Genomic DNA, 22,780 nt, shown 5'->3' with positions numbered 1-22,780 from the left:
GCGTCCCGCTTCTTTCGAAGTGGGTAAGTACTATTGTTGTCCCGCTCCACACGATGCGCAAGGGCCGCGAAAGAACTACATCACAGTAATTCCTAAGCGTCTTTTGGCCAGCGGCAGCCACCCGCACGACGCTGGTTAAAGACCGCTCAGTTGAACTCAGGGCTTTCGGTCCGGCTGCGCTTGATTTCAAAGAAGTAGGGGTAGGAGGCCAGGGTTACCGAGGCGTCCCACAGGCGTCCGGCTTCCTCGCCGCGCGGAATCCGGGTCAGTACGGGGCCGAAGAAGGCGGTTCCGTTGAAGGCCACGATGGGGGTGCCCACGTCCTGGCCCACCAGCGAGATGCCGGCCTCGTGGCTCGTGCGCAAGTTGGCGTCGATGTCGTCGTTCTCGCCTGCTGACGCCAGCTCCGCGGGCAGGCCGACCTCGGCGAGGGACTTGCTGATGACCTCGGCGATGTCCTTGTTGCCCTCATTGTGGATCTTGGTGCCCATGGCGTCATAGAGCGCCTTGACGTACTGGGTACCGTACTGTTCCGCGGCGGCTGTGATGACCCGCACGGGCGCCCAGGCCTTGGTGAGGAATGCCTTGTAGTCCTCCGGGAGCTCCTCGCGGCCGGCGTTCAGCATGGCAAGGCTCATCACGTGCCATTCCATGCTGATGTTGCGGACGCCTTCCACCTCGCCGATCCAGCGTGAGGTCACCCAGGCGAACGGGCACATCGGGTCGAACCAGAAGTCGGCCTTGTTCTCTGCTTGAGTGGTCTCTGCTTGGGTGGTCGGGGATTCAGACACAGGTGATCTCCTAAGGAAGTCCGAGGGAAGGGTGCGCTGCTGCGGCGTGCAGCCGGGCGCGTCACAAGCTTCAGCGCCCGCTACGGCGCGTTTATTCCGGGTCAGGGCCGATCCGGAGCAGAATTCTCCCGGATCAGGCGGACTTGCGGCGCTTGACGTCGTGGGCGATCATCGTGGGCTCGGCCTTCTTGGAGACCACGTCTTCGGTGATGACCACGGTGGCGATATCGTCACGGCTGGGTAGGTCGAACATCACCGGCAGCAGGACTTCCTCCATGATGGCGCGGAGTCCGCGGGCGCCGGTGCCGCGTTCGAGCGCCTGGTCGGCGATCGTGTTCAGCGCTTCCTCTTCGAAGACAAGTTCGACGCCGTCGAGCTGGAACATCTTCTGGTACTGCTTCACGAGGGCGTTCTTGGGCGTGGACAGGATCTGGATCAGCGCCGACCGGTCCAGGTTGGACACAGTGGTTATAACCGGGAGTCGGCCGATGAATTCCGGGATCAGCCCGAACTTCAGCAAGTCCTCGGGCATGACCTCGCCGTAGGAGTCTGTGTTGTTCTTGACCTCGTTGAGCGGCGCACCGAAGCCGATGCCCTTGCGTCCGGACCGGGACCCGATGATCTCCTCGAGTCCGGCGAAGGCGCCGGCGACGATGAAGAGCACGTTCGTGGTGTCGATCTGGATAAATTCCTGGTGCGGATGCTTGCGGCCGCCCTGCGGCGGGACCGAGGCGACCGTGCCCTCAAGGATCTTCAGCAGGGCCTGCTGCACACCCTCGCCCGAGACGTCCCGGGTGATGGAGGGGTTCTCGCTCTTGCGCGAAATCTTGTCGATTTCGTCGATATAGATGATGCCCTGTTCGGCTTTCTTGACGTCGTAGTCAGCGGCCTGGATCAGCTTCAGCAGGATATTCTCGACGTCCTCGCCGACGTAGCCGGCTTCGGTCAGCGCGGTGGCATCGGCGACGGCGAAGGGGACGTTGAGCCGGCGGGCCAGGGTCTGCGCGAGGTAGGTCTTGCCGCAACCGGTAGGACCGATCAGCAGGATGTTGGACTTGGCGATCTCGACGTCGTCGTGGTGGACACCTTCGGCGAGGCTGCCGCTCTTGGGGGCATGGCCGGCCTGGATGCGCTTGTAGTGGTTGTAGACCGCGACGGCGAGAGAGCGTTTGGCGGGCTCCTGCCCGATCACGTATTCCTGCAGGAAGTCAAAGATTTCGCGGGGCTTGGGCAGTTCGAAACTGCCCAGGTCGGCTACTTCGGCGAGTTCTTCTTCAATGATCTCGTTGCAGAGTTCAATGCACTCGTCGCAGATGTAGACGCCAGGCCCGGCAATGAGCTTCCGAACCTGCTTCTGGCTCTTTCCGCAGAAAGAACACTTCAGCAGATCCGTGCTCTCGCCAATCCGAGCCATATGTGAACCCCTTTAGTATCGTGCTGCCGGCTCTGTGGAACTCCTGCGCAGCGCTGCACCCGTTACTGGAATCACGGACGTCCCCCTGGGGACGCAAGCCGTGACATGTTCCACTCTAGGTCACTTTGGGCCTGATGGGTGGAAAGCCGACGCCGGTGCGGCCACATTATGGGGGCCGCATCGGCGTCGGGTACTGCTTATTACGTTATGATCCGTTACCGGGTGATTGCCTGTGGCTTCATCTTGCGGGAATCCAGCACCTGGTCGATCAGACCATAGTCCAGGGCGTCGGCCGCGGTGAGGATCTTGTCACGCTCGATGTCATAGTTGACCTGCTCCGCGGTCCGGCCGGAGTGCTTGGCCAGGGTGTTCTCCAGCCATTCCCGCATGCGCATGACCTCGGCTGCCTGGATCTCAAGGTCGGAGGCCTGTCCGCCCTGGCCGCCGGACAGCGACGGCTGGTGGATCAGGACGCGGGCGTTCGGCAGCGCGAGGCGCTTGCCCGGGGTGCCGGCCGCCAGGATCACGGCGGCGGCACTGGCCGCCTGGCCGAGGCAGACGGTCTGGATTTCCGGTCGGATGTACGTCATCGTGTCGTAGATCGCCGTCATGGCAGTGAAGGAGCCACCCGGGGAGTTGATGTACAGCGTTATGTCGCGGTCCGGGTCGGTGGACTCGAGCACCAGCAGCTGCGCCATCACGTCGTCGGCCGAGGCATCGTCGATCTGGACACCGAGGAAGATGATGCGGTCCTCGAAGAGCTTGGTGTACGGGTCCTGGCGCTTGAAGCCGTAGGGGGTGCGCTCCTCGAACTGCGGCAGCACGTAGCGGCTGCTCGGCAGGTTACCGGCAGTCGAACCGAAGTTGTAGTTCATGTTCATTGCTCCTGAATTCATTGCTGTCTGCGTGCCGGTCAGTTCTCGGTGGATCCGGTTACGGTGCCGTCAACTGCACCGTCGCCGTCGGCTGCGTTAGCGCCGTTGGCGTTGGTTCCGCCGCCGCCTGCCACGGAACCGGCGTGGGCCGCGATCTTGTCGAAGAAGCCGTACTCGAGGGCTTCCTTGGCCGTGAACCACTTGTCGCGGTCGTTGTCCTTGAGGATGGTGTCGACGCTCTGTCCGGTCTGAGTAGCCGTCAGTTCGGCCATGACCTTCTTCATGTGCAGGATGAGCTCGGCCTGGATCTTGATGTCCGAGGCCGTGCCGCCGATGCCGCCGGAAGGCTGGTGCATCAGGATGCGGGCGTTGGGGGTGGCGTAACGCTTGCCCTTGGTGCCGGAGGAGAGCAGGAACTGCCCCATCGAGGCGGCGAGGCCGGTGGCGACGGTAACGACGTCGTTGGGGATGAACTGCATGGTGTCGTAGATGGCCATGCCGGCGGTGACGGAGCCGCCCGGTGAGTTGATGTAGAGGTAGATATCCTTCTCGGGGTTCTCGGCCGAGAGCAGCAGCAGCTGCGAGCAGATCGCGTTGGCGTTCTCGTCGCGGACCTCGGAGCCGAGCCAGATGATGCGCTCTTTCAGCAGGCGGTTGTAAATGTAGTTATCCTGGGCTGCCGGATCGACAGTAGCCATCCGGGGTGCCCCTGCTTGCTGTGACATATGTACTTACCTCTCGCTGGCGACGGTGACGCCACTGGACGACATCACTGAACTTTCCTACATGGACACTAACGGTTTTCCAGTCCGCTTTGTGCTCAGGCGCGGGGCTGTTCGCTGACGGCGCACGATTGCCCCGGAGGGTTCATCACGGGCTTAAAAAGCGGCACCCCCGGATCAGAGATCCAGGGGTGCCGCGGGAAACTGCGGGAACAGAAAGTGTTAGAACTTTACTGCTGCCGGGTCATCGTTCTTGGCGGTCTCCGGTGCTGCTTCTTCGGAAGCGGCCTCCTCGACGTCGGTCTCGGCTGCTGCCTCGACCGGCGCCTCTTCGCCGCCGGGGCGGACGAAGTCGCTGAGGTCAACCTTGTTGCCCTCGGTGTCGGTGACCTCGGCCTGGCCCAGCACAACGGCCAGGGCCTTGCGGCGGCGGACCTCGGAGACCATCATCGGGACCTGGCCGCTCTGATCGATGATCTGCGCGAACTGGTTCGGGTCCATGCCGTACTGGCCGGCGGTGGTGACGATGTAGTCGATCAGCTCGTTCTGGCTGACGTTGACTTCTTCCTTTTCCGCGATGGCGTCGAGGATGATCTCGTTCTGGAAGGCACGCTCGGTGTTGGCCTTGACCTCGGCGCGGTGCTCCTCGGTGTCGTGATCGCCTTCGCCGTGGGCGTTCTCGGCGTTGAAGTGCTGCTCGAGCTGCTCTTCGACGACGGATTCCGGGACGGGGACCGCAACGAGTTCAACAAGCTTGTCGAGGACCTTGTCGCGGGCCTCGACGCCCTGCTCGACGACCTTGGACTCTTTAGCCTGCTTGGCGAGGTCCTCGCGCAGTTCGTCCAGCGTGTCGAATTCGGAGGCCAGCTGGGCGAAGTCGTCGTCAGCTTCGGGAAGCTCGCGCTCCTTGACGGACTTGACGACGACCTTGACCTGGGCGGACTCGCCGGCGTGCTCGCCGCCCACGAGGGTGGTGTCGAAGATGGCGTCCTCGTCGGCGCTGAGGCCGGTGACGGCTTCGTCGAGGCCCTCGAGCATGGTGCCGGCGCCGACCTGGTAGGACAGACCGGTGGCGGAATCGACCTCGGCGCCGTCGATGGTGGCGGTGATGTCGATGGTCAGGAAGTCCTTGTCCGCGGCGGGACGGTCCACGGACTTCAGCGTGCCGAAGCGGCCGCGGAGTTCGTCCAGGGCCTTGTCGACGTCGGCGTCGCTGGACTCGGCGGCGGCAACTTCAACCTTGATGCCGGCGTAGTCGGGCAGTTCGATCTCCGGGCGGACGTCAACCTCGGCGTGGAACTTGAGTTCACCGTCGGTGGCGGACGGGTCCGGAACCTCGGTGATCTCGACCTCGGGACGGTTCAGCGGGCGGATGCCGGTTTCCTGAACGGCTGCCTGGTACCAGCCGTTGAGGCCGTCGTTGATGGCGGTCTCCAGCACGTAGCCACGGCCGACGCGCTGGTCAATGAGCTTGGAGGGGACCTTGCCCTTGCGGAAACCGGGGACCTGGATCTGCGAAGCAACAGTCTTGTATGCCTCTGCGATGCTGGGCTTCAATTCCTCAAAGGGGACCTCAACATTGAGCTTGACCCGCGTGGGGGTGAGGTTCTCGACAGCGCTCTTCACAGTCTAAGTACTCCTGGTTTTAGGGGGTGGGGTTCTGCGCCGCCAAGGGTCTGGCGGTACTTGCAGAGTCGGGGTGACAGGATTTGAACCTGCGACTTCCTGCTCCCAAAGCAGGTGCTCTAGCCAAGCTGAGCTACACCCCGTAAGTGCACAGAACAGTCTACGGTCATTTTGTGCCGGTTTGCACATTTGACACCGGGGCCCTGAATTGGGTTTAGTTGTATCCGGCTTCAACAGCCGCCCGGAAGTTTGCAGGAATGTTCAGGCAAGTTCCCGGGGACGTAGCTTAATGGTAAAGCCTCAGTCTTCCAAACTGATTACGCGGGTTCGATTCCCGTCGTCCCCTCAGATATCTGATGAAGAAGCCCCTCCGTGCGGAGGGGCTTTTTTGTTGTCTCGTGCGGCTGCCGGCGGGCGGCCGGTTTTGCTGCCTCGTGCGGCTGCCGCCGGGCGGCCGGTCGTCTTCGCCTCCGCCTCAGGGCGCCTGGCAGGCCGGGCACCAGTACAGCTTCCGGGCTCCGAGCTCGGTCAGGGCCACCGGCGTGCCGCAGTCCCTGCAGTCCAGTCCCTGCCGCCGGTAGACGAAGTGTGAATCCTCCGCCGCGGGCAGGCCGCTCCGGGAGCCGCCTCCGGGAGTTCCCCCGGCGATGCCCCCGGTCCCGCCCCAGTAGCGCGGGGGTGTGGTGATGATCCGGCCGTCGCGGACGCCGTCGGACATCACTGCGACGGTGTCGTCCCAGAGCCGTCCGGCATCGTCCCCGGTCAACCCCTTCCCGGGCAGCCACGGGTCCAGCCGCTGCCGGAACAGCAGTTCGGCGCGGTACACGTTGCCGACGCCGGCAATGACCTTCTGGTCCATCAGCAGGGCGGCGAGCGGCGTGCGCCTGGCCCGGACCGCGGCGATGAAGGACCCGCGGTCGCCGGGGAGATTGCGCAGCGGGTCGGGACCGAGGCGGGCCAGGACAGCCTCCGCTTCCTCTTCGGTGACCGCCTGGCAGGTGGTCGCGCCGCGGAGGTCGGCCCAGCCGTGGGCGCTGGCGAGCCTGACGCGGACGGCACCGACCGGCGCGGGCGGGCCTTCGTACCCGGCCGGCTCGGGCGCTCCGCCGTCGTCGTAGAGCTCCCGCTCCCCCACCTTGCGGGGCGCCCCGATACTGGACGCGCCCCGGAAAGTCCCGTCGCCGCCGAAGTCCCAGGCGCCGTAGAGGCCCAGGTGGACATGCAGCAGCAGCCCGTGCTCGAACGCCAGGAATAGGTGCTTCCCGTGCGCGTCGGCGCCGGTAACGGTGTGGCCGTCCAGCAGGGCTGCGCCCTGGACGAAACGCCCCTGCGGACTGGACACCGCGAGCCGCTCCCCCGTGAAGACGTCGCCGAACTGGCGCGCCAGCCGCCGGACGGAGTGTCCCTCCGGCACTAGTCGATGACCTCGCCGGTGCGCTCGTAGGCGCCAATTTTGCCGATCCGGCGGACGTGGCGCTCGTCGTTGCTGAAGGGTTCGGCCAGGAACGCTTCGATGATTTCGGTGGCCTCGTCGACGCTGTGCTGGCGGCCGCCGACGGCGACCACGTTGGCGTCGTTGTGCTCCCGGGCCAGCTTCGCGGTGGACAGGTTCCAGGCCAACGCGGCGCGGACGCCCTTGACCTTGTTGGCGGCAATTTGCTCGCCGTTGCCGGAGCCGCCGAGGACGATCCCGAGGGCGTTGATGCCGGCCTCCTGGTCCGCCACCACGGCGCGCGCGGCGTTGATGCAGAACGAGGGGTAGTCGTCCTGGGCGTCATATTCCTGGGGTCCGTGGTCGAGGACCTCGTAGCCCTTGGCGCTGAGGTGCTTGACGAGGTGGGCGCTGAGTTCCATGCCCGCGTGGTCGGTGGCGATGTGCACGCGCGGGAAGTCAGAAGGGGTCACGGCGTATCCGTTCGGTGGGGCAGGCCTGTCATCGGGGCTTGCGGGGCTGGTTGGGGGCTGTTCCCAGCCTACCGGGGCAGGGGCCTCCGGGACACGCGGTGGCAGGGTCCGGCAGGCCGGTCCCGCAGGCGCCAGCGGGACTTCACGAACCGGTGGCGCCGCCGCCCCGGCGCGCCCGTGCCGCCACCCGCGAAATCACCTGCGCGAGATTGTCCGCCGTGGTGGCACTTCCGGCGCTGACGGTCAGGGTACGTCCGTCCACCCGGTCGACGACGACGGCGGGTCCGCTGCTGACCAGCAGCGCCGTCGAGGTGCCGTGGCTCCGGTAGCCCCAGCCGCCGTAGGTGGCCGCCCGGACCTCCTTCGGCGTCGCCGCCTCGATGGCAGCGGCCGGCACGTCCATGACCCGGACGAATCCGGCGGCGAAGACCCGGAGGCCGCTGCGGTCCACCCGGAGCCGGGCAAACAGGCACGCGGCGGCGAACAGGGCCAGGGCGGCGAGGAGGGCGGCGAGCCAGGGCACGGCGATGGTGAGGAGCGCGGCGGGGAGAAGGGTGGCGATCCCGAGCATCACGAAAACGGAACTGCGGGCGTGGACCCACAGCGTCACCGAATCCCGGGCCAGGTCCGGATCAAGTTCGCGGGCGAGGGCCGCCTCGATGGCCCGATCGTCGTCCGTGGACCAGCGTTCGTCGGCTTTGAAGACGAAACCCATCACGAAGCCCAGGCCCAGGGCGGCGCCGCTGCCCATGGCGAGCACGGCGACGTCCACCTGTGCCTGCCGCGCATTCTCCAGGCCGAGCTGTCCGACCAGCACTGCGGCGAGAACGGTGGTGACGAAGAGGCTGACGAACAGTCCGGTGCCCATCATGATCCGGCGCATGATGGCCGGGCGGGACAGCGGCACCGCCTGGACCAGCACGGCCCAGCCGATCAGCACAATCATGGCGGCGCCGGCTCCGACGACGGCCCCGAACGGGGCGAAGTCCGCTGCACCGTCCCCGGTCCAGCGGATCGCCAGCGGCTCGGGCAGATCGGCGCGGATCAGGAACGCGCAGACCACAAAAGCCGCGGCGAGCATCAGTGGGAACCCCACGGCGAACCGCAGGGCTCTTGCGTCGACCGATTCCCGCAGCTTTCCCATATCCCCCACGCTACCCCGGCGGTTCGGGGTTCGATATGTTGGGGTGACCTAAGGCAACTTGCCAAGGGCCGCAGAAGTGAAAGAATGATTTCACAGTATCGAGTTTTCCCCGTCCCTAAGCATCCCCGGAGGCCCAATTTTGCCTGGAATGAACCTGACGCGCACCGAAGCGCGCGAGCGCGCCGAGCTGATCGCCGTCGACTCCTACGAGGTCGAACTCGACCTGACCCGTGGGGACAAAGTCTTCGGCACCACCACCGCCGTGAAGTTCTCGGCCACGCCGGGGTCCTCGACCTTCATCGACGCGGTCACCGCCGCGGTGCTCAGTGTCACCCTGAACGGGCTCGAGCTTGACCCGGCGGAGGTTTCCGACGGCGTCCGCATCCAGCTTCCGGAACTGGCGGCGGAGAACGACCTGCTGGTCGTCGCCGAGGCCCCGTACATGAACACCGGCGAGGGGCTGCACCGTTTCGTGGACCCGGTGGACCAGGAGGTCTATCTGTACACCCAGTTCGAGGTTCCGGATTCCCGGCGGATGTTCGCCGTGTTTGAGCAGCCTGACCTCAAGGCCAGCTTCACCTTCACGGTCATTGGCCCGTCGCACTGGGATGTGGTGTCCAACTCCCCCACCCCGGTGCGGGTCGAGACCATCCCGGGCACCGATGGCGCCGCCCGCTCCGTCTGGGAATTCGCGCCCACACCGCGGCTCTCCTCCTACGTCACGGCGCTGATCGCGGGGCCCTACCAGTCGGTCCGCAGCGAAGTGGTCTCCGCCGACGGGAAAGTCACCCCGCTGGGAATCTTCGCCCGCAAGTCGCTGATGCAGTACCTCGACGCGGACAACATCTTCGCCCTGACCCGGCAGGGCTTCGAGTTCTTCGAGGCGCAGTTCGGCTGCCCCTACCCGTTCGAGAAGTACGACCAGCTCTTTGTGCCGGAATTCAACGCCGGCGCGATGGAGAACGCCGGGGCGGTGACGATCCTGGAGGGCTACATCTTCCGCAGCAAGGTCACCGACGCCCAGGTCGAGCGGCGCGCCATCACCGTGCTCCACGAGCTGGCCCACATGTGGTTCGGGGACCTCGTGACCATGCGCTGGTGGAACGACCTCTGGCTCAATGAGTCCTTCGCCGAGTACATGTCCCACCTGGCCGCCGTGGAAAACACCAAGTTTGACCGCGCCTGGACCACGTTCGCCTCGGTGGAGAAGTCCTGGGCGTACCGCCAGGACCAGCTCCCCACGACCCACCCGATATTCGCGGAAATCAACGATCTGGAGGACGTCGAGGTCAACTTTGACGGCATCACCTACGCCAAGGGCGCCTCGGTGCTCCGCCAGCTCGTCGCCTGGGTGGGTCCGGAGGAGTTTATGGCCGGTGTCCGCGAGTACTTCCGCAAACACGCCTGGCAGAACACCGAACTCAGCGACCTGATGGCGGAACTTGAAAAGGCCAGCGGCCGCGACCTGGACCAGTGGGGCCGGCTCTGGCTGGAGACCGCCGGCGTCAACACGCTCAAGCCCGAGCTGTCCGTCGGCGAGGACGGCACAATCAGGTCGTTCGCGATCCTGCAGTCCGCCACCGAGGCCCAGCCGACCATCCGGCCGCACCGGCTCGCCGTCGGCTTCTACAACCTCAACCGCGCCGGGAAGCTGGAACGCGTGCACCGCGAGGAGCTCGACGTCGACGGCGGACGCACCGAGGTGCCCTCGCTGGCCGGAGTCGCCCGGCCCGACCTGATTCTGCTCAACGACGACGACCTCGCCTACGCCAAGGTCCGGCTCGACCCGGCGTCCCTGGCCACCGCCACGGCCCACCTCAAGGACTTCAGCCAGAGCCTGCCCCGGACCCTCGTGTGGGGCTCGGCCTGGGATGCGGCCCGCGACGGCGAAACCCCCGCCCGCGGCTACGTGAAGCTGATCCTGGCTAACATCGCCGAGGAATCCGATTCGTCCGTGATCCAGGTCCAGCTGCGCCAGCTGGCCACCACGCTGAACTTCTACGTGGCCGCGGACCACAAGGAAGCCACCGCGGTTGCCGCCGCCGACCGGCTTTGGGAACTCGCCTCCGGCGTCCCGGCCGGCTCCGACGCGCAGCTGCAGTTCGTAAAGTCCTACGCCCTGCTGGCACGCAGCTCCGGCCAGCTGGACACCGTGTCCGGACTCCTGGACGGCAGCCTGACGCTGGCGGGGCTCACCGTGGACCAGGACCTGCGCTGGGAACTGATCACCTCCCTCGTCGCCGGCAGCCGCGCGGGCGACGAGACGATCGACGCCGAGCTGGCGCGCGACAACACCGCCACCGGGCAGAACGCGGCTGCCCTGGCCAAGGCCGCGATTCCGACGCCGGAGGCCAAGGCCGCGGCGTGGGAATCGATTGTGGTCAAGGGCGAGTTCTCCAACGCGCTGCAGGGTTCGGCCGTCAGCGGCTTCACCCGGGTGCTCGACACCTCCCTGCTGGAGCCGTACGCCGAGAAATATTTCGACGCCGTCCCGGGCATCGTCAGGGACCGGACGCATGCGCTGGCCCTGCAGATCGTCGTCGGGCTGTACCCGGCGCAGCTGACCACCCAGGCAACCGTGGACCGCACCGATGAGTTCCTCGCCTCGCTCCCCGAGGACAGCTCGGCGCTGCGGCGGATGATGCTGGAGAACCGCGACGGCGTGGCCCGCGCGCTGCGTGCCCGCCAGGCCGACGTCGGGTAACCCCGCCCAGGTAGCTCGCAGCAGCGGCCGTTTTGGACACCCAGAACGGCCCTGCTGCGGGTCAGCGGGGCCGGGAGGTGACCTAGGCTGGAGCCATGAGCCTCGACGAGCACCGCTATGCGCTGACAGTCCGTTGGACCGGGAACCTGGGCGAGGGGACGGCGTCGTACCGCGGCTATTCGCGGGACCACGACATCGAGATCCCGGGGGTGCCCGTTCTGCGGGGCTCCGCGGACCCGACCTTCCACGGTGACCGGGACCGCTACAACCCGGAACAGCTGCTGCTGGCGGCGCTGTCCCAATGCCACATGCTGTCGTTCCTGCACGTCGCCGTGAAGAGCGGCGTGGTGGTGACAGCCTACGAGGACCGCGCCGAGGCCCTGATGCGGACCAACCGTGACGGCAGTGGCCAGTTTGAATCTGCCACGCTCAGGCCCCGGGTGACACTGGCTGCTCCGGTGACGGAGGAACTTCTGGCGGAACTGCACGCCGCGGCGAACAGGGTCTGCTTCATCGCCCGGAGCGTCAATTTCCCGGTGCTGCACGAGCCGAGCGCGCTGGTCGGGGACCAGCCGGGCTGACCGTCCCCGCCGGGTCCCGCGGGACGCGGATGCGCCCGGGCGAACCCGGCGGCGCTAGTGTTGAAGGAGGCCAGGGTCTTCGGCGCCCGGCGGCCGCCGGCCGCCTGCCCGGACACCCGGCCCAGCGCCCAGCCCAAATGCTGCCCGCCGGCAGCCGGGACGCAGCAAATAGACACAGCACCAAGACGCAGAAACAACGCGCAGCAACAAGGAGTTTGCCCACCGATGATCAGCCCGACCACCATCGAACCAATCACCCCTGCGGACATCTCTGCCATCAACCTGCCGGGCATCGTCATCAGCTTGGGGGTCGGCGTCACCATTTGGCTGGTGGCGTCGTTCGTGATCGTCGGAATCACAAAACGCGTCGCCGCAGGCACCTCACTCTTCAGGAAGCCGCTCTTCCGCTGGGTGGCTCCGGCCTTCCGCGCCCTCGAACAGGAACGCCGGGTCCAGCGCGCCCACACCATCGGCGCACTGCTCAACAGTGTGGTCGGCGTCCTGGTGTCCATCCTCACCACCGTGTACGTGCTCAAGAACCTGAACGTGGACGTCGCTCCGATCCTGACCAGCGTCGGAATCCTCGGAATCGCGATCGGCTTCGGCGCCCAGCAACTGATCCGCGACTTCCTCGCCGGCATCTTCATCACCATGGAGGACCAGTACGGGATTGGCGACATCATCGAAACGTCCGAGGTGGTGGGCACGGTGGAAGCCATGAACCTGCGGATCACCCGGGTCCGGGCGGACGACGGCACCATCTGGTACCTGCGCAACGGCGAAATCCTGCGGGTGGGAAACCGCTCCCAGGGCACATACATTTCGCCGGAGGCCGCGGCGGCGGCCGAGGCCGACGACGCACCCCAGCAGATAGCCGGAGAATAGAACCATGACGATTCCCAGCGCCGGCGAACCCCGCCAGCCTAAGCAGCTGTTGCAGAACGATCCGTTCAGCAAGCCCGGCTACACGGACAACTTCTACGACGCCGTGGGCGGCCATGAGACCTTCGTGAAGCTCATCGATGTGTTCTACGACGGCGTGGCGACGGATCCGCTGCTGCGGCCGATGTATCCGGAAGAGGATCTCGGCCCCGCAAAGCGGCGGTTTCTGATGTTCCTCGAGCAGTACTGGGGCGGCCCGACGACGTACGGCGAGGAGCGCGGGCATCCCCGGCTGAGGATGCGGCACCAGCCCTTCCGGGTGACGCCGGAAGCCAGGGAACGCTGGCTGCATCACATGCGCACCGCGGTCGACTCCCTGGAGCTCCCGCCGCTCCACGAGGGGACACTGTGGGACTACATGGAACGGGCGGCCCTCTCCATGGTGAACAGCCCCTCCGGAGCCTGACGCCGTTCACCGCAGCGTGACTTTAGCCCCGGGCGGTCCCGCGTGGCCTCGATCGAGTGGACCCTTTGTCGGACCCGTGATCAAGTCGGCGGACCGGTGGTCAGCGCCGCCCGTGCCGCGCTGCGAGCCCGGCACGGGCATTGCCCGCGAAATGCAGAAGTAGTGAGACGACGAGGAACGCGACGAGCACCTGCGCCGTCGTAGCGAGCGCCGCCGGCCAACCGCCGTCGAGCGTCGGATCCAGGAAGTCGTAGACGTACCAGCCGTCGATAGCCCCGCGCACCCACGAGAACACAAGGAAAGCGGCGGGGTAGCTGAGCCACACCAGCGGCCGCCACCACTTGCCGCGCACGGTCCTCGTGACGAGGAGCCAGTCGAGCGCCGCGAACAGCGGAGCGACGCGGTGGTGTGCGAGCTGGGGCCAGTACATGTCCAGGCTCCACCACGGCTCGCCCGGCGGGGCTACCAGGACAACATAGATGATGCCGGTCATCACCAGATAGAAGACCAGCGCACCGAAAAGGTGGTCCCGCCACTCCGGGAGCCGGGTCCGCGGCAGGGCGGCTGATGCGACCAGCACAAGCCCGAGGACAAGGTTCGACTGGACCGTGAATTCCGAGTAGAGCTGGGCGATGTCCACGTCATTGCCTGGGACCGTCGCGTCATAAGTCTTCCGGGCGAGGGCGATGAGCACGAAGGCGCCGACTGCGAAACGCAGCGCGCGGACCCACAGGCGGTCCGGATGCAACGCATCGTTGAAGCCAAGGTGTCGCTCGACCGGGGGATCCAGCACAGACATGCCGCTCATCCGCCCAGTATGCCAGCCCGGTCAGGACTGTCAGAGGGCCTGCCGCCCTCTTGCCAGGTGGTGCGGCGCCGCGGTAATGGAGGCGGGCGGCTGCCCGGTCGAGAGCGACTGAGAGGCAGTGCCCGTGATCGCGTCGGCGACCGGCCACGCCACCGGACGGGATGCGGCCTTTGGCCCGGTCGTGGACTCGCAGGTCGAACCGCACCTGATCCACTTCTGGCCGGAACCGCCATCGCCGGTTTCTGAGCTGTCCTTCGAATGGAGGCGGGGGAAAGGCGCCCCGGCTTTCCCCAAGCTGGTCAGAGGGTCGGCGAGCCGGCAGCCGCTGGCGAGGGGATTTGGAGGCCCGCACCGGATCTGGCCAGCACATGCCCCCTGGCTCCGCTGAGCCGGAACCAGCGCCCGGCCCGGTAGAGCTGCTGTTCACCATCGGCCAGGAAGCCCAAGGTGAGTGCTGCGAACGCCGCGCCCAGCGGAAGCCCCCCGCCGCCCGGCAGTTCCCTGCCCCAGACCGTGGCGCGTGCGTTGTTGACGATCAAGGCTCCGGGTTTGTCCGGAATGATCGCGGCGATCTCGGTGATCCCGGCCTCGGCGGACCGGCGCAGCTCGGCGTCCCGCAAAGTGGCCACGGCTTCCCATCCGGTGCGGGGTGCACCGACCCCCGCCCACGATTCGGTCACTGTGACCGGCGGCAACGGAAGTTCGACGTCGTTCTCCCCCGCCCGTGCCAGCCGGTCCAGCACTGCCGAGAGTGGAACGGTGACGTCAGTGTCCGCCGGGTGTGCCAGGGCCATGGTCCGCAGGCCGAGGATCGTCGGGGTCGACTCCCCCAGCAGCCGCGGCCTCAGCACACAGACGTAGGCGGCGAGCACCGGGCCGGATGCCTGGAGCCGGATGGCGCCGTCGTCGATCGACCGGGCGCGGGTGGCGAAGGTACGCAAATCCGCCAGGTCTCGTGGATCGGTGAACTGCAGGGACTGGGTAAGGACGTCAGACACAATATCGACTCTACCGGCTGTGCCTCGTTGGGACGGCGCCCGGAGGACGTCTAAAGTCGAACCATGACTGAAGCCGAAGCCGGATTACAGGCGCCGCCAACACAGGACCCCACCTCCTCGCTGCTCCAACTGCTGAACCTCGGTGAGCTGGAGGGCGCCCGGACGGACGAAGACATCTTCATGGGCCCCTCCCAGCAGCAGCCCCGGCACCGCGTGTTTGGCGGCCAGGTGCTGGCGCAGTCGCTGATCGCCGGAAGCCGGACTGTTCCCGAGGGCCGCGGCGTGCATTCCATGCACGGATACTTCCTGCGCCCCGGGGATGCCAACAAGCCGATCACCTTCGGCGTCCAGCGGCTCCGGGACGGCCGCTCGTTCTCGGCGCGGCGCGTCCACGCGTACCAGGAGGGCATGCCCATCCTCTCCATGATCGCCTCGTTCCAGGACGAGGACGAGGGCATCGAGCACCAGTCCGAGATGCCGGCCGGCATCCCCGACCCGGAATCGCTGCCCAGCACCGCCGACCTGCTGGGCAAGTTCGACCATCCGGTGGCACGCCACTGGGCCTACGAGCGGCCCTTCGACATCCGGCATGTCGACCCGGCGCTGTACGTCTCGGCCAAGGGCAACAAGGAGCCTCGGAACGCCGTCTGGATGAAGACGTTTGGGCCGATGCCGGCGGATCCGGACCTGCACCGGGCGGCCCTGGCCTATGCCAGCGATTACACCCTGCTGGAATCCATCCTCCGCAAACACGGGATGAGCTGGATTACCCCGGGCATGTCCGTGGCCAGCCTGGACCACGCCATGTGGTGGCACCGGCCCGTCCGGGTGGACGAGTGGCTGCTCTACGTGCAGGAGTCCCCCAGCGCCCAGGGCGCCCGCGGCCTGGCGACCGGCAAGATCTTCAGCCGCGACGGCCGGCACGTTGCCACGGTGGCGCAGGAAGGCATGATCAGGGTTCCCACGGACCTCAAGAACAAGCTCAAGGGCGCGGTCCAGTCCAAGGTCCTGCAGCACCAGATGCGCAAGGCTGACCGCGGCTGACCCTGCGCGTTGCGGACCCCGGTTGCGGGGACATGCGTAAGGCCGGCTCCCCATAGGGGAGCCGGCTTTACTGTTCCGCGTTTATCGGTCCGCGTCGCGCCTGGTGGCCTCCGCCAGTGGCTTAGTCGCGGGTGAGGCGGCGGTGGGTCACGCGGTGCGGCTTGGCCGCGTCCGGTCCCAGTCGTTCGACCTTGTTCTCCTCGTAGGATTCGAAGTTGCCTTCGAACCAGTACCACTTCGAGGGGTTCTCCTCGTCGCCTTCGTAGGCGAGGATGTGGGTGGCCACCCGGTCCAGGAACCAGCGGTCGTGCGAAACCACGACGGCGCAGCCCGGGAATTCGAGCAGGGCATTTTCCAGGCTGCTGAGCGTTTCGACGTCGAGGTCGTTAGTCGGCTCATCGAGGAGCAGAAGGTTTCCGCCCTGCTTCAGGGTCAGGGCCAGGTTCAGGCGGTTGCGCTCACCACCGGAGAGCACCCCGGCCTTCTTCTGCTGGTCCGGGCCCTTGAAGCCGAAGGCGGCGACGTAGGCGCGGGACGGCATTTCGACGTGCCCGACCTGGATGTAGTCGAGGCCGTCGGAGACGACCTCCCACAGAGTCTTGTTAGGGTCGATGCCGCCGCGGCTCTGGTCTGCATAGGAGATCTTGACGGAGTCACCGATCTTCAGCTCGCCGCCGTCGAGGGGCTCGAGCCCGACAATGGTCTTGAACAGGGTGGTCTTGCCGACGCCGTTCGGGCCGATGACACCGACGATGCCGTTGCGCGGCAAGGTGAACGAGAGTCCGTCAATGAGGGTCCGGTCCTCGAAGCCCTTCTGCAGGTTCTTCGCCTCCAGGACAAGGCCGCCCAGCCGCGGTCCCGGCGGAATCTGGATCTCTTCGAAGTCCAGCTTGCGGGTCCGGTCGGCTTCGGCAGCCATTTCCTCGTAGCGGGCCAGACGGGCCTTGGACTTGGTCTGGCGCCCCTTGGCGTTGGATCGGACCCATTCCAGTTCCTCGGTGAGACGCTTGGCCTGCTTGGCGTCCTTCTTGCCCTGGACTTCCAGGCGGGCGCGCTTCTTTTCGAGGTACGTGGAGTAGTTGCCCTCGTAGGGGTACAGGTGGCCGCGGTCAACTTCGGCGATCCACTCGGCCACGTGGTCGAGGAAGTACCGGTCGTGGGTGACGGCGAGAACGGCGCCGGGGTAGGCGGAGAGGTGCTGTTCAAGCCAGAGCACACTCTCGGCGTCGAGGTGGTTCGTGGGCTCGTCCAGGAGCAGCAGGTCCGGCTTCTGGAGCAGGAGCTTGCAGAGGGCGACGCGGCGGCGCTCACCACCGGAGAGCAGGGTGACGTCGGCGTCGGCCGGTGGGCAGCGGAGGGCGTCCATGGCCTGCTCGAGCTGGGAATCGAGATCCCAGGCATCGGCGGCGTCGATCGCTTCCTGCAGTTGGCCCATTTCCTCGAGGAGGACATCGTAGTCAGCGTCGGGGCTGGCCATCTCTTCGGAAATGTCGTTGAAACGCTGGATCTTTTCGATGATCTCGCCGACACCTTCCTGGACGTTGCCCAGAACGGTCTTTTCCTCGTTCAGCGGCGGTTCCTGCAGCAGGATGCCCACCGTGTAGCCGGGGCTGAGCCGGGCCTCACCGTTTGACGGTGTGTCCAGTCCGGCCATGATCTTGAGAATGGTGGACTTACCGGCACCATTCGGGCCGACAACGCCAATCTTGGCCCCCGGAAAGAAGGACATGCTTACGTCGTCGAGGATAAGTTTTTCGCCAACGGCCTTGCGGGCCTTGGTCATTGTGTAGATAAATTCCGCCATGCCTACAAATCTAGTGGGTCGGCCGGGATAACTCACATCGATGCCGTTCCGCAGGCGACGCCTTCGTGCGGTCCGGGCCCAGCCCGACGTGGCGGGACGCCGGGGCTGGGCGCGCGGAACCAGCTGCCCTTCAGGCGGCCGCCCCTTTCAGCTCGCCCGTTTCCTCGTCGAGCTCCTCCACGTCGCCGCTCTCGTCATTGATGAAAACAGTGCGGGCCGCCTGGTCTCCGCCGTCGTATTCGTCATGATCGCGGCCGTCATCGCCGGGGGTCCCCTCGCGGCCGTCTGCATCCGGGGATGAGGTCTGCGACGCGAAGGGATCGGTAGCGGGCTGCGGCCCGTTGCCGGACGTGCGGATGTAGTTGGCCGAACCCCACTTCAGGTCGTGGCCGACAGCGTCAGCGTCGATTTGCGCCACGTGGTGGATCTGGCCGTCCGTTTCCCAGCTCCTCAACTTGATTCGTCCCACGACGATGACCCGCTGGCCCTTCTTGACGCTACAGCCGATGTTGCCGGCCAATTGCCGGTAGCCCTGGACTGTAAAGAAGTCGATGGTCCCCTCAACCCAGGCGTTGGTGGCACGGTCATAATGCCGGTCGGTGGAACCCAGCCGGAAGGAAACCGTTGCCACCCCACCGGGAGTCGTCGAACTCTTGGGCTCCGTGGCGACGAAGCCACGGATCGTGATGTTGTCACTCATTCTCATGTCCTGTCTCGAAATGTCGTGCCTTAGCAGGCTCTTTCAGCTTCGCGCCCGCAACTACCCTTCGCGAGAGGCACCGCACGCCATGTGGATAACCCGGGCAGGACACCCGCCGCGCGCTGGGCTGCTGCCCGGGTATTTGTGGCCCAGCGCGCCCGGGTGTCCCTGACGGCGGACACCCGCGGGGCGCGGTAAACTTTTTGAGGCGTCCCCCGGCAGCAGCCGGGCGGCACGTCGACGTGCCCCAGTAGCTCAGGGGATAGAGCAGCGGCCTTCTAATCCAAAGGCCGGCGGTTTGAGACCGGGCTAGCTTTTGGGTTTTCCTCGCCGCCTTCGGGTCCCGTGGGATGAATGCCGTGCGATTTGCCGGTGAGGATCCAGTAGTCATCGACACCGGTCCTGGCCGAGATGCGAGCGGCAACGTCCGCGAGATCGCGGGGGCCTCGGCCGTCCAGTTCCCATCCGCGCCATGACGCCTGGGACAGTCCGCAGGCAAGAGCGGCTTCCTTCTGATTCCATCCCATCCGCCAGCGTACGAGTGCGAGTCGGGCACCGAATGTATCGGTGCTAGGGATCCAGCTTTCTTCTTGCGTCGGTTGGGTGCTCATAAGTGAATCATTGCACCTGTTGTGAATAACGTGCAATACGTTCACAAAGTAAATTTCTTGTAATTATCCGCCGGTTGCCCGTTCATGACGCGCCAAGTACTCCTACCTGCCACCTTTCAGCATGTACTCGTAATACGCACTTGACGCTACTTGCACGCGTGTGGTTAGCTTCACGCATGACACAGCAAGTGACGTATATATCAACTTCCGAAGTGGCACGCACCTTCGGGGTTGATGGGTCGACGGTTCGCCGTTGGGTCTCGGCTGGCACGATCCGGCCCGCCCTATCCACGCCAGGTGGCCACCACAAATTCACTCGTGAAGCCGTAGACAAGCTCGTCGCAGCCTCGACTCCGAGCCGGGATAAGCCGCAGTCCGCCTGATCCCATAGTTGTCCCGTCAGGCCAACCGCCAGCGGGCAGTAAATAGGGCGGTCCAGTTCCTTCCGCCAAGAACTCACTGGACCGCCCATTCCGAACCCAAGAGCCAGGCCCTTGTCACGGGTACACCTGGCTCTCGAATCAGAATCGAGTCTAGCAATGGACGCTCAAGCTGCACAGGAAAGCCCGGTAGTTGATCCGCCCCGGCATTTGTTCTTCGGCGCCGAGGACCGCCGCCTCGGTGGACGGGCCGGGCTGGATGAGAAGTACCTGGTGATGGAGAAGACCCGCCGACGACAACTCGCGGAGCACGTCAAGAGCTCGGCCAACCAGATCATCTCCGGCGTCCGGACACTGGAGGCGTTCGACCTGACCGGCAACGCTGACCAGGCGATCGATCATCTTCACGCCGTTCGTCAGGATCTGAACAAGAAGCTGGACAACCTCATCAGCGAGGTAGAGAAGGCCGTGGACCGCCACGCCGACGAGGCCGAGAAGCTGGCCTTCCGCGACATCGCCGCCGCCAGGGAAGCCACCGCGGCGCAGATCCCCACTCCCGGCCCGGTCATCAACCACCTGCCCGCGCCCGTCCCCACACCGCTTGCAGTCCCGCCCCACCCGTGGCTTACGGATGAAGCGACGCTCCGGCTCCGCCGCGAAGCCGTCCTCCGTCAGGCTCAGGCATGAAGGCCCGGATCCGGCGGTTCGCCGTCGTGCAGCCCATCGGTCACCGCCCGTTCAAGGAGTACCCCGACCTTGAGTTCCGCGACGCCCGTGAACTGGCCGAGGGGATGACAACGTGGCTGAAGTGGTTCTGGCAGAACAGATCAAAGGTAGACGTCGACGTCGACGCACAACGCATCGATGTGTCTGTGAAGAGCAAAACCGAAGGGCAGATCCTGCTCAACGGCACCATCTGGGCGAACTACTCACTACACATCCACCGCGGCACCCCCGAATGGAACGCGGCCGCCGCAGGGGCCGCACTGTGAGGGCCCCATCAGTGCGGGTCGGCAGGAACCGCCGCCGCACCTACCTCTACACCCCGGCGCTCGCCCTCGGCACGCTCCTGATGCTCGCTACCTTCCCGCTTTTCAACGCCGGCTATCTGGCCGGCGTCCTCTTACTCCTCACCGGCGCTGCCGGGTTCGTACTTGAGACAGGAAACCAGAAATGACCGAACAGCCAGCAGAGCCGCAGACCGAGCAGGAGTGGCTCCAGAACGACCCGGGCCCGCTCCCCGAAGTCCCGGCCCAGCACTACGCCCCCAACGCCCACCGCCTCCCCATGCAGAGGCTCACGCCGCCGGCACGGGACAACACCACAGTCGTGATCCTCTTCAACAAGTCCGTCGCCGCCGCCGCCAAGCTCCTCCACGCACGCGCCCTATCCAAACAAGCAGAAGACGCGCTCTCTGATGCGCTCGCCGTTGAGAACCTCGCCGACATCGACTCCGTCGAAGCAGACCGCCAGCTCCTCGAATACGTCCGAAAGGAAGCCGGCCAGTGAGCACCCGCTTCCAGGAACTCCCGATCGGCCAGCTGGCCATCCACCCGAAGAACGTCCGCAACGACGTCGGGATCGTCACCGACCTCGCGAACAGCATCACCGCCCAGGGCATAATGCAGCCGCTCGTCGTCGCCCCCCTAACCAGCAGAAGCACCGGCATCACCTACGTCATCATCGCCGGGCACCGCCGGCACGCCGCCGCGCAGCTCGCCAACCTCGACATCCTGCCCTGCGTCATCCGCGAGGACCTCAACACCGAAGCCAAGCAGCTCGAGGCGATGCTGGTCGAGAACACCCAGCGCACCGACCTGACCCCGGTCGAAGAAGCAGCCGGCATCCAGTCCGTCCTCGACTTCGAGGGACACAGCGTGGCATCCATCGCCAAAGCCCTCGGGCGCTCGCAGAGCCACATCCGGAAGCGGCTCGTCCTGAACAAGCTCGCGGACGAGGCGAAGAGCCGCATCGAGGACAACACCCTGAACATTGACCAGGCCATCGTCCTGGCAGGCTTCACCGACAATGACGCCGCTACGAAGCGGCTCCTCAAGGTGGCTAGCGTGCCCAACGAGTGGGCTTTCCAGCTCGCCAAGGAGACGAAGGCGAAGGCATGGCTGGAGAACCTCCCCCAGCTGACCGCCGAGCTGCAAGGCGCCGGCGTAGACATCGTGGAACGCCCCGCCGGGCAGACATGGGAATGGACGGACTGGCGAGTCGCCTACCAGGTGATGACCGTAGCCGAAGCCGTAGCGGACGGCTGGTCCGCGATCTGCGACGAAACAAAGGACGAGATCACCTGGATCCGGGAACGACCCAAGGGAACGGCCCACGTCGTCCCGCACCGGACGCCGGAGCAGATAGCCGCTGAGATCCGCCAGCAGGAGCTGACCAGAGGCCTCGCCACGGCCGCCGAGGTGCGGACGGCGTTCATCAAGGAAGCCATCCAGAAGCCAGCCGCGGACAAGACCCGAGAGATGCTCGTTGACTACATCGTCGATCGGCGGCGCCTCGGCGACCTTGCCCCCTGGCTGGACATCGACCACGAGGACATCGATGAGCAGGAAGTCACCGACGCCATCGGCAAGCTGAACGTCCCCCAGCTCGTCGCCCTCATGCACGTCGACACCTTCGAACGCGAAATGCACATGGACGCCCTCGGCGGATGGCATGACGGCCCCGGCTGGCAGACCACCAAGACATGGCGCGACCGCCTCGGCGCGATCTACGGGTACCAGTGGACCGAAGCCGAACAAGCAGCCCTCGACTACCACCAGGCAAAGGATGGCACCGACGATGAGTAACCACGGACTCACCCGCAACCCTGAGAACGAACCCGTCTGCCTCTGCGGCTACCGCCCCGACATCCTGGACGACTTCGGCGCGGCCATCGTCGGCGTCCAGTGGAAAGCCAAAGCCGCCGTCCTCGACCACGCCAGCGCAATGGCCGGCAACGTCGTCCACTTCGCAGAAGACGTCCTGGGCATCAAGCTCGCCCCCTGGCAGGAACAAGTCCTGAGACAAGCACTGCGCTCGCCGGATCGCCCGTTCAAGGTACCCGAACGGGCGAAGTACCCGAGGGCTGGCGTCCGGCAGACCGGGGATGGCCGCTGGCTCCTCTCCTGCTGGGACGCCGACAAGATCGTGCACGTCATCGACGAGCCGATCTTCGATGACCGACTGACCGCCTTCGACTACGGATTCCTCACGATCGGCGCCTGCCGCGAGTCCGGCACAAACCTGAACGGATGGGCCAACGCGTGACCGAGACACCAGAGAAGAAGATCACCGACCGCCCGGAAAAGCTCGAGCGCTGCAACTC

At 65.8% G+C, this 22,780-nt stretch carries 25 protein-coding genes and 2 tRNA genes; 13 read left to right on the top strand and 14 right to left on the bottom strand.

The annotated features are described in order from the left end of the window. Nucleotides 1–146 precede the first annotated feature (146 nt). From AC50X9_RS13225 to AC50X9_RS13200, 6 genes are all read right to left on the bottom strand, one after another. Nucleotides 147–791, bottom strand: a complete 645-nt coding sequence (locus tag AC50X9_RS13225) for a mycothiol-dependent nitroreductase Rv2466c family protein (protein WP_494894224.1) — start codon at nucleotides 789–791, stop codon at nucleotides 147–149. 133 nt (nucleotides 792–924) lie between these two features. Further along, complete coding sequence (clpX, locus tag AC50X9_RS13220) at nucleotides 925–2,205, bottom strand: ATP-dependent Clp protease ATP-binding subunit ClpX (RefSeq protein WP_494894223.1); 1,281 nt, start codon at nucleotides 2,203–2,205, stop codon at nucleotides 925–927. Between the two features lie 215 nt (nucleotides 2,206–2,420). Next, complete coding sequence (locus AC50X9_RS13215) at nucleotides 2,421–3,080, bottom strand: ATP-dependent Clp protease proteolytic subunit (RefSeq protein WP_494894222.1); 660 nt, start codon at nucleotides 3,078–3,080, stop codon at nucleotides 2,421–2,423. Nucleotides 3,081–3,118: 38 nt separating this feature from the next. After that, the gene (locus tag AC50X9_RS13210) at nucleotides 3,119–3,778 is read right to left on the bottom strand and encodes an ATP-dependent Clp protease proteolytic subunit (RefSeq protein WP_494894221.1); all 660 of its coding nucleotides are present in this window, start codon (nucleotides 3,776–3,778) and stop codon (nucleotides 3,119–3,121) included. Nucleotides 3,779–4,024: 246 nt separating this feature from the next. Then, nucleotides 4,025–5,428, bottom strand: a complete 1,404-nt coding sequence (gene tig / locus AC50X9_RS13205; RefSeq protein ID WP_494894220.1) for a trigger factor — start codon at nucleotides 5,426–5,428, stop codon at nucleotides 4,025–4,027. Between the two features lie 68 nt (nucleotides 5,429–5,496). Further along, nucleotides 5,497–5,571, bottom strand: a tRNA-Pro gene (locus AC50X9_RS13200). Between the two features lie 132 nt (nucleotides 5,572–5,703). On the opposite strand from AC50X9_RS13200, the gene AC50X9_RS13195 reads away from it, so the two are divergent. Continuing rightward, nucleotides 5,704–5,774: transfer RNA gene (locus AC50X9_RS13195), tRNA-Gly, on the top strand. A 129-nt stretch (nucleotides 5,775–5,903) separates the two neighbouring features. On the opposite strand, the gene AC50X9_RS13190 is transcribed toward AC50X9_RS13195, so the two are convergent. The 3 genes from AC50X9_RS13190 to AC50X9_RS13180 form a co-directional block, all read right to left on the bottom strand. Beyond that, a complete protein-coding gene (locus AC50X9_RS13190; protein WP_494894219.1) occupies nucleotides 5,904–6,842 on the bottom strand; it encodes an Fpg/Nei family DNA glycosylase in 939 nt (312 codons plus the stop codon). Next, the gene (locus AC50X9_RS13185) at nucleotides 6,842–7,333 is read right to left on the bottom strand and encodes a ribose-5-phosphate isomerase (RefSeq protein WP_494894218.1); all 492 of its coding nucleotides are present in this window, start codon (nucleotides 7,331–7,333) and stop codon (nucleotides 6,842–6,844) included. The genes AC50X9_RS13190 and AC50X9_RS13185 overlap by 1 nt, the downstream gene beginning before the upstream one ends. 142 nt (nucleotides 7,334–7,475) lie before the next feature. Continuing rightward, nucleotides 7,476–8,477 carry a hypothetical protein gene (locus AC50X9_RS13180; protein WP_494894217.1) on the bottom strand — a complete coding sequence of 334 codons (1,002 nt, stop codon included), beginning with the start codon at nucleotides 8,475–8,477 and terminating at the stop codon, nucleotides 7,476–7,478. Nucleotides 8,478–8,625: 148 nt separating this feature from the next. Between AC50X9_RS13180 and pepN the strand changes: the two genes are divergently transcribed. From pepN to AC50X9_RS13160, 4 genes are all read left to right on the top strand, one after another. Then, nucleotides 8,626–11,181 (top strand): aminopeptidase N, encoded by a 2,556-nt coding sequence (pepN, locus tag AC50X9_RS13175; RefSeq protein WP_494894216.1) that lies wholly within the window; start codon nucleotides 8,626–8,628, stop codon nucleotides 11,179–11,181. A 95-nt stretch (nucleotides 11,182–11,276) separates the two neighbouring features. After that, nucleotides 11,277–11,762, top strand: coding sequence for an OsmC family protein (locus AC50X9_RS13170; RefSeq protein WP_494894215.1), 486 nt, complete (start codon nucleotides 11,277–11,279; stop codon nucleotides 11,760–11,762). 225 nt (nucleotides 11,763–11,987) lie between these two features. Then, nucleotides 11,988–12,647, top strand: coding sequence for a mechanosensitive ion channel family protein (locus AC50X9_RS13165; protein ID WP_494894214.1), 660 nt, complete (start codon nucleotides 11,988–11,990; stop codon nucleotides 12,645–12,647). Between the two features lie 4 nt (nucleotides 12,648–12,651). Continuing rightward, on the top strand, nucleotides 12,652–13,110 hold the full coding sequence (locus AC50X9_RS13160) for a globin (protein ID WP_494894213.1): 459 nt from the start codon (nucleotides 12,652–12,654) through the stop codon (nucleotides 13,108–13,110). Nucleotides 13,111–13,210: 100 nt separating this feature from the next. Here the strand turns inward: AC50X9_RS13160 and AC50X9_RS13155 are convergent, their stop codons facing one another. Further along, nucleotides 13,211–13,918 carry a Pr6Pr family membrane protein gene (locus tag AC50X9_RS13155; protein ID WP_494894212.1) on the bottom strand — a complete coding sequence of 236 codons (708 nt, stop codon included), beginning with the start codon at nucleotides 13,916–13,918 and terminating at the stop codon, nucleotides 13,211–13,213. A gap of 299 nt (nucleotides 13,919–14,217) precedes the next feature. Further along, a complete protein-coding gene (locus AC50X9_RS13150) occupies nucleotides 14,218–14,916 on the bottom strand; it encodes a DUF8185 domain-containing protein (protein WP_494894211.1) in 699 nt (232 codons plus the stop codon). Between the two features lie 63 nt (nucleotides 14,917–14,979). On the opposite strand from AC50X9_RS13150, the gene tesB reads away from it, so the two are divergent. Next, a complete protein-coding gene (tesB, locus tag AC50X9_RS13145; RefSeq protein ID WP_494894210.1) occupies nucleotides 14,980–15,960 on the top strand; it encodes an acyl-CoA thioesterase II in 981 nt (326 codons plus the stop codon). Nucleotides 15,961–16,081: 121 nt separating this feature from the next. Here tesB and ettA read toward each other — a convergent pair whose 3' ends face one another. The 3 genes from ettA to AC50X9_RS13130 form a co-directional block, all read right to left on the bottom strand. Continuing rightward, a complete protein-coding gene (ettA, locus tag AC50X9_RS13140; protein ID WP_494894209.1) occupies nucleotides 16,082–17,764 on the bottom strand; it encodes an energy-dependent translational throttle protein EttA in 1,683 nt (560 codons plus the stop codon). 130 nt (nucleotides 17,765–17,894) lie between these two features. Further along, the gene (locus tag AC50X9_RS13135) at nucleotides 17,895–18,464 is read right to left on the bottom strand and encodes a single-stranded DNA-binding protein (protein WP_494894208.1); all 570 of its coding nucleotides are present in this window, start codon (nucleotides 18,462–18,464) and stop codon (nucleotides 17,895–17,897) included. A 278-nt stretch (nucleotides 18,465–18,742) separates the two neighbouring features. Next, nucleotides 18,743–19,075 (bottom strand): helix-turn-helix domain-containing protein, encoded by a 333-nt coding sequence (locus AC50X9_RS13130; RefSeq protein ID WP_494894207.1) that lies wholly within the window; start codon nucleotides 19,073–19,075, stop codon nucleotides 18,743–18,745. Between the two features lie 176 nt (nucleotides 19,076–19,251). Here AC50X9_RS13130 and AC50X9_RS13125 point away from each other — a divergent pair, with 176 nt between their 5' ends. The 7 genes from AC50X9_RS13125 (at nucleotide 19,252) to AC50X9_RS13095 (ending at nucleotide 22,722) form a co-directional block, all read left to right on the top strand. Next, a complete protein-coding gene (locus tag AC50X9_RS13125; RefSeq protein ID WP_494894206.1) occupies nucleotides 19,252–19,458 on the top strand; it encodes a helix-turn-helix domain-containing protein in 207 nt (68 codons plus the stop codon). Nucleotides 19,459–19,614: 156 nt separating this feature from the next. Then, a complete protein-coding gene (locus AC50X9_RS13120) occupies nucleotides 19,615–20,142 on the top strand; it encodes a hypothetical protein (protein WP_494894205.1) in 528 nt (175 codons plus the stop codon). Further along, nucleotides 20,139–20,447, top strand: a complete 309-nt coding sequence (locus tag AC50X9_RS13115; protein ID WP_494894204.1) for a hypothetical protein — start codon at nucleotides 20,139–20,141, stop codon at nucleotides 20,445–20,447. Before AC50X9_RS13120 ends, AC50X9_RS13115 begins: the two co-directional genes overlap by 4 nt. Then, on the top strand, nucleotides 20,444–20,632 hold the full coding sequence (locus AC50X9_RS13110; protein WP_494894203.1) for a hypothetical protein: 189 nt from the start codon (nucleotides 20,444–20,446) through the stop codon (nucleotides 20,630–20,632). The genes AC50X9_RS13115 and AC50X9_RS13110 overlap by 4 nt, the downstream gene beginning before the upstream one ends. After that, nucleotides 20,629–20,964, top strand: coding sequence for a hypothetical protein (locus tag AC50X9_RS13105; protein ID WP_494894202.1), 336 nt, complete (start codon nucleotides 20,629–20,631; stop codon nucleotides 20,962–20,964). Before AC50X9_RS13110 ends, AC50X9_RS13105 begins: the two co-directional genes overlap by 4 nt. Next, nucleotides 20,961–22,262 carry a ParB/RepB/Spo0J family partition protein gene (locus AC50X9_RS13100; RefSeq protein WP_494894201.1) on the top strand — a complete coding sequence of 434 codons (1,302 nt, stop codon included), beginning with the start codon at nucleotides 20,961–20,963 and terminating at the stop codon, nucleotides 22,260–22,262. Before AC50X9_RS13105 ends, AC50X9_RS13100 begins: the two co-directional genes overlap by 4 nt. After that, nucleotides 22,255–22,722 carry a hypothetical protein gene (locus AC50X9_RS13095; protein WP_494894200.1) on the top strand — a complete coding sequence of 156 codons (468 nt, stop codon included), beginning with the start codon at nucleotides 22,255–22,257 and terminating at the stop codon, nucleotides 22,720–22,722. The genes AC50X9_RS13100 and AC50X9_RS13095 overlap by 8 nt, the downstream gene beginning before the upstream one ends. The last annotated feature ends 58 nt before the right edge of the window (nucleotides 22,723–22,780 follow it).

The organism is Pseudarthrobacter sp. HLT1-3 (genome assembly GCF_059383535.1).
Note: the sequence above shows the minus strand (reverse complement) of the source record. Positions and strands in the feature narration are given on the sequence as shown.

Bases quoted from the DNA above. Each gene is read 5' to 3' on its own strand.
- clpX (WP_494894223.1), bottom strand. From the start codon at position 2,205: ATGGCTCGGATTGGCGAGAGCACGGATCTGCTGAAGTGTTCTTTCTGC.
- AC50X9_RS13215 (WP_494894222.1), bottom strand. From the start codon at position 3,080: ATGAACTACAACTTCGGTTCGACTGCCGGTAACCTGCCGAGCAGCCGC.
- AC50X9_RS13210 (WP_494894221.1), bottom strand. From the start codon at position 3,778: ATGGCTACTGTCGATCCGGCAGCCCAGGATAACTACATTTACAACCGC.
- AC50X9_RS13180 (WP_494894217.1), bottom strand. From the start codon at position 8,477: ATGGGAAAGCTGCGGGAATCGGTCGACGCAAGAGCCCTGCGGTTCGCC.
- pepN (WP_494894216.1), top strand. From the start codon at position 8,626: ATGAACCTGACGCGCACCGAAGCGCGCGAGCGCGCCGAGCTGATCGCC.
- AC50X9_RS13170 (WP_494894215.1), top strand. From the start codon at position 11,277: ATGAGCCTCGACGAGCACCGCTATGCGCTGACAGTCCGTTGGACCGGG.
- AC50X9_RS13165 (WP_494894214.1), top strand. From the start codon at position 11,988: ATGATCAGCCCGACCACCATCGAACCAATCACCCCTGCGGACATCTCT.
- AC50X9_RS13160 (WP_494894213.1), top strand. From the start codon at position 12,652: ATGACGATTCCCAGCGCCGGCGAACCCCGCCAGCCTAAGCAGCTGTTG.
- AC50X9_RS13155 (WP_494894212.1), bottom strand. From the start codon at position 13,918: ATGAGCGGCATGTCTGTGCTGGATCCCCCGGTCGAGCGACACCTTGGC.
- tesB (WP_494894210.1), top strand. From the start codon at position 14,980: ATGACTGAAGCCGAAGCCGGATTACAGGCGCCGCCAACACAGGACCCC.
- ettA (WP_494894209.1), bottom strand. From the start codon at position 17,764: ATGGCGGAATTTATCTACACAATGACCAAGGCCCGCAAGGCCGTTGGC.
- AC50X9_RS13135 (WP_494894208.1), bottom strand. From the start codon at position 18,464: ATGAGTGACAACATCACGATCCGTGGCTTCGTCGCCACGGAGCCCAAG.
- AC50X9_RS13130 (WP_494894207.1), bottom strand. From the start codon at position 19,075: ATGAGCACCCAACCGACGCAAGAAGAAAGCTGGATCCCTAGCACCGAT.
- AC50X9_RS13125 (WP_494894206.1), top strand. From the start codon at position 19,252: ATGACACAGCAAGTGACGTATATATCAACTTCCGAAGTGGCACGCACC.
- AC50X9_RS13120 (WP_494894205.1), top strand. From the start codon at position 19,615: ATGGACGCTCAAGCTGCACAGGAAAGCCCGGTAGTTGATCCGCCCCGG.
- AC50X9_RS13115 (WP_494894204.1), top strand. From the start codon at position 20,139: ATGAAGGCCCGGATCCGGCGGTTCGCCGTCGTGCAGCCCATCGGTCAC.
- AC50X9_RS13105 (WP_494894202.1), top strand. From the start codon at position 20,629: ATGACCGAACAGCCAGCAGAGCCGCAGACCGAGCAGGAGTGGCTCCAG.
- AC50X9_RS13095 (WP_494894200.1), top strand. From the start codon at position 22,255: ATGAGTAACCACGGACTCACCCGCAACCCTGAGAACGAACCCGTCTGC.